Below are 845 nucleotides of genomic sequence, written 5' to 3'. Positions count from 1 at the left end.
TCAAAAGGTGGACATCCTAATGCCGCTTCTTACAGAGCGTGGATAGATCGTGTAAGTGCCATTATTGGACAACGCCGTGCAGTAGTAATTATCGAACCCGATGCTATTAACTACTGTGGACATAAAAAGGGCTCGGCTGAGTACGAGGAGCGTGCTAAATTATTACGCTATGTTGCTGAGAAACTAAAGAACAACAACCCGAATGTAGCGAGCTATATCCACGCCGGGAATGGGCCTTTGGTGACCAATAATTCTAAAGCAATGGCTACTGCCATTATTGATGCTGGTTTAAAAGATATGCGTGGTTTCGCATTGAATGTTTCGGGCTTAGGAGGCACTGCTGAAGAACAAGCAGCAGCTGAGACATTTGTAACTTACTTAGCTTCTAAAGGTTTTGACAAAGTGCGTTACGTGATTGACACAGGGCGCAGTGGTATCAATAGACCTAAACACCAGAATGCACACCCTCCTTATAACTCTTGCAATAACTTTAATGCAGCTTTAGGTCCGCGTAGCACTACCAAAACCACAGGCCCATACGCCGATGCTTATTTGTGGATTAACGGAGGAGGTGGCTCTGATGGTGAATGTAATATGGGAGCCCCAAAAGCGGGACAGCCTTACCCTGAATATACGAGACACTTGGTGCAAAATGCTATGAGAGTAAAAAGTATAGAGATTTTGGAAGTACCTCAAAACTTAAAATAGTCGTAGCACGACAAGCAATTAGAAAATAACTTTTATCATTACAAAGATAATAAATAATACAAATAAATAAGATTAAAGATTATGAATAAATTACTATCCTTAGTAGCTTTTTTATGGGTAATGACCGCCTGTGAAAA

General features: G+C 41.1%; 1 protein-coding gene. It reads left to right on the top strand.

What is annotated here, in order from left to right; translation table 11 throughout:
- Positions 1-708, top strand: a 708-nt coding sequence (locus HMPREF9072_RS12455) for a glycoside hydrolase family 6 protein (RefSeq protein ID WP_009410608.1), incomplete at its 5' end; no start/stop codon positions are given.
- Positions 709-845: the final 137 nt, after the last annotated feature.

Source organism: Capnocytophaga sp. oral taxon 324 str. F0483, assembly GCF_000318315.2.
Lineage (GTDB): Bacteria > Bacteroidota > Bacteroidia > Flavobacteriales > Flavobacteriaceae > Capnocytophaga > Capnocytophaga ochracea.
The sequence above is the reverse complement of the archived record's forward strand: the minus strand, read 5'-3'. Positions and strand labels throughout refer to the sequence as shown.